Annotated in this window: 7 protein-coding genes; 4 read left to right on the forward strand and 3 right to left on the reverse strand. The window is 44.9% G+C overall.

Annotated features, from left to right (window positions below):
- A partial coding sequence (locus ACR2PX_RS27550) for a hypothetical protein (protein WP_434002566.1) occupies positions 1-259 on the forward strand: 259 nt, incomplete at its 5' end.
- A 43-nt stretch (positions 260-302) separates the two neighbouring features.
- Here ACR2PX_RS27550 and ACR2PX_RS27555 read toward each other — a convergent pair.
- The gene (locus ACR2PX_RS27555; RefSeq protein WP_434002567.1) at positions 303-674 is read right to left on the reverse strand and encodes an STAS/SEC14 domain-containing protein; all 372 of its coding nucleotides are present in this window, start codon (positions 672-674) and stop codon (positions 303-305) included.
- 70 nt (positions 675-744) lie between these two features.
- Positions 745-1,026 (reverse strand): hypothetical protein, encoded by a 282-nt coding sequence (locus ACR2PX_RS27560; protein ID WP_434002568.1) that lies wholly within the window; start codon positions 1,024-1,026, stop codon positions 745-747.
- A gap of 138 nt (positions 1,027-1,164) precedes the next feature.
- Between ACR2PX_RS27560 and ACR2PX_RS27565 the strand changes: the two genes are divergently transcribed.
- From ACR2PX_RS27565 to ACR2PX_RS27575, 3 genes are read left to right on the forward strand one after another with little or no spacing between them, the layout of a single operon-like run.
- A complete protein-coding gene (locus tag ACR2PX_RS27565) occupies positions 1,165-1,524 on the forward strand; it encodes a Dyp-type peroxidase domain-containing protein (RefSeq protein WP_434002569.1) in 360 nt (119 codons plus the stop codon).
- A 13-nt stretch (positions 1,525-1,537) separates the two neighbouring features.
- Positions 1,538-1,795: a DUF898 family protein gene (locus ACR2PX_RS27570; RefSeq protein WP_434002572.1), complete on the forward strand. Its 258-nt coding sequence runs from the start codon at positions 1,538-1,540 to the stop codon at positions 1,793-1,795.
- Positions 1,795-2,817 (forward strand): M48 family metallopeptidase, encoded by a 1,023-nt coding sequence (locus ACR2PX_RS27575; protein ID WP_434002570.1) that lies wholly within the window; start codon positions 1,795-1,797, stop codon positions 2,815-2,817. The genes ACR2PX_RS27570 and ACR2PX_RS27575 overlap by 1 nt, the downstream gene beginning before the upstream one ends.
- A gap of 88 nt (positions 2,818-2,905) precedes the next feature.
- Here the strand turns inward: ACR2PX_RS27575 and ACR2PX_RS27580 are convergent.
- Positions 2,906-3,267 (reverse strand): transposase (locus ACR2PX_RS27580; protein WP_434002571.1); only part of this gene is annotated, 362 nt, incomplete at its 5' end.

Below are 3,267 nucleotides of genomic sequence, written 5' to 3' on the forward strand. Positions count from 1 at the left end.
TCGCAAAAGGGCTGCGCTTGCCGATACGTCGTTAAAAAATGACTCAAAATGCTCATTTACTGAATGTAAACTCCGCTTTTTCGTCATTTTTTGCCTTGTCTCGCCTGCGCTCGCTACCTTTTGCGACAACCTCTTTGGTGGAGAGAGTTTTAAAGCATTTTTTGTCGCCAAGGCTTTCCTCTCCGTCATTCAGCTCAAATTTAATTCACTGGAGAGGGGATGTTTCGTCTTGATGCTGGTTGCCTTTAAAGCGCTCTAACTTGGGCCCATGCCCGGAAATTCACAGGTGAGAAGCTAAATCATTATTCCCTTTCTTCGATCCATTTCCAAGCATCGTCAATATCTTCGACTTTGAAATGCTTTTCACCAATTCCAAGGTGCTTCGCAAATTTTGCGTCTATGTCGACTAGTTGGGAGAGGAACTTGTTGTTTGAAATAATCGCAAGACGATCAATAGATTTAAGGTGCGTTACAACCCATTCAAGGTCTGTTACCGCAGCTTTAAATGAGGCTGTTACGCCTTCTTCAACGACAACAAAAAGTCTAATTTTCTCATGCTCTTTCAAGATTTCATCAGCTATGGAAATTAGTGTATTTTCCTGTTCAATGTCAATCTTTCCAGAAATTTCAATTCCCAGAACATTCCCACTACTTTTATTAAGTACTTTGTACATCAAGATATATCCTTGTGATTTAAATTAAGAGTGCTGTGGATGTATAGTGAGCCCTTTCAGGTAACTCATTCTACTTGTTTTTAGCCTTATGATGCTCTCGGGAATGCTCCTTATGGTCATGCCGTTTCTGATGGTGGTGGCGTTCGTCGGAATGACTGTGTCCATCATGGTGCTGTTTGGTGTGTTTGTGGCCCTCTGGATCACCGCCATGTTGCGTATGTGAGTGTGATTTCTCATGCTCTCTATACTCACCATGGCTTTTATCATGCTTGTGTTCGTGGCTGTCATCCCCGTAGTGGTGGGCCATTTTCTCGTTGGTAGACTCAGATGTCTTTTGTTTCTTGTCACTCATTTGTAAGCTCACGCCTAGTTTGCCTATAAATTGTATTGAGTATTGATCATACGCCTCAAATATCCAAGTTACAGCATATTACATATTACAACATAATATGTAATATGAATTAAAAGATTGTCAGCCTGGAGACAATACATGGACATTGCAGTTGTACAGACTGGAGTCATTAAAGATCCCAATACGTTCGCGGAATACCTCACCTTTACTCTTAATCATGTGGAAGCAAATGCGTCGGAGTTAATCGGGGATATATTAAGCCAGCTTGATATGGTCGTTCGTTCGATCCGTCAGAAAGCCCCCGAATGTGATCTCAGCCAGACTATTGCATTTTCATCAGATGCTTGGCCGATTCTTTTTCCCGATATGCCAAAGCCTGAAGAACTGCATGAATTTCCTGCCTTAACGGATGGTCCTAGAAACTTCCCAAGCACACCGGGTGATATCTTCGTGATGATAAAATCTGAGCGGATGGATCTGATTATAAACTGTATCTGAAGGCAATTGCTCTATTGAACAATACCGCTTTGAAAGCCGCCAAAAAGCCAGTGAGCTGGCATTGATTTACTTTACCAATATTCTGGCTATTATCGGAACGCTGGGGCTCGCAATTCCCTGGGCCATGATCAGACTGGCTCAGTATCGAGCTGAGTCTACAACGCTGCTGGCGGATGAAGCGCTGGATCATTTCACCGATCAGGCTCAGGAAGAACAATCTGCTATGGCCGAAGAGATTGGCGAAGTCTTCGATCTGGCGGTGGGTATCTGATGCGAATCAGGGGGCAGTTTTACCCCGCAGGCAGTAGTCGATCTCAGGACCGTTATCTTGAGGTCGACGACTCTGGAATGGTTTATCTTCTATGCACCTTGTCGGGTAAGGGTACTCCACAAGGTCGCTTTGAAGATTTAACTATCAGTAGTCGTGTAGGGAATTCAGCCCGGTCTCTCCGACTGATGGATGGCGGGCTATTTGAATCAACAGAGAATGATCAGATAGATAAAGCGCTTAAAGAACATCAAAAGAAGGGAAGCTTTAATCTAATTCACCATCTTGAGTCCAGATATAGCTATGTACTGGCTTCGGCCCTGGTGATGGTTGGTTTTGTAGGGTTTCTGCTAAAGGTCGTCGTACCTTATTCAGCAGAGAAGGTGGCTATGAGTCTGCCTGAGTCTGTGGCAATGAGTGTAGGGCAGGGAACGCTCCAAGTACTGGATCAGGTTTTTCTGGAACCCAGCAAGCTGGAGCAGAAAACTCAGGAACGTCTCACTGTAGCTTTTCAGGCTATGGTGGCTCAGTCAGATCAAAAAGCCCCTTTGCAATTGATTTTCAGAAGCAGTCCTGAGAGAGGCGCTAATGCTTTTGCATTACCCGATGGCACAATCATTCTAACTGATGAGCTGGTGAAACTTTCAGAAAATGATAGTCAGTTGAAAGCGATTCTTGCCCACGAAATAGGACATGTTGCTGGGCGTCATAGCCTCAGGGGAGTATTGCAACAGACCGGACTGTCTGTTTTGTTGATCGTTGTAACGGGTGATGTGGCCTCTGTCGCCAACCTGGCAGCAGCTATACCTGCTTTATTAATGGAAAGCAGTTATTCAAGAGTGATGGAGGCTGAGGCAGATCAGTATGCTCTGACTTTCATGAAAGAGCATGGACCTGAGCCTTATCACTTTGCGGATATCATGCTTTTGCTCAAATCCGAGCATCAGGATTCCGGTATACCGGTGTTTCTATCTACCCATCCTGACAGTGATGAACGTATCAAACCATTCCTTGCTGAACACTGAACGTTGTTTGGCAAGAATTAAATCCAGAACTCGTGACCGAATTATTTGGTGACTGTAAAAAAACAGGCTCTTAATGGATTCCGGGGAGTTATCCAAACAGCACCTCCAGAAGACCGGAGAGAGCTGCTTTTCCCCGTTTTCTGATGTTGTGCAGACACTCGAAGAAACCTAAATACAGCGGTAACTTCTCTTGTGATATACCCCGATGAGGACGTAACCAGGAACGCAGCAACGACCAAAACCCTTCCATTGTGTTCACATGAACTTCGTGGAAACCGTCGCCGTCTTCATCACGGGCATATTCACCGTCTCCATGGCAGACGGATTTATGACCATAACCCCATTCTGTCAGTTCGTTGTAGATAGCGTACTCATCGGTGTACACCAGAGTGCCGGGCTCTATTGCTGCTGTGACAAATGGCTTGATGGTAACCCGCTTAACATTGGCAA

This window comes from Endozoicomonas sp. (assembly GCF_051008435.1).
In the GTDB taxonomy this organism is placed as follows: Bacteria; Pseudomonadota; Gammaproteobacteria; order Pseudomonadales; family Endozoicomonadaceae; genus Endozoicomonas_A.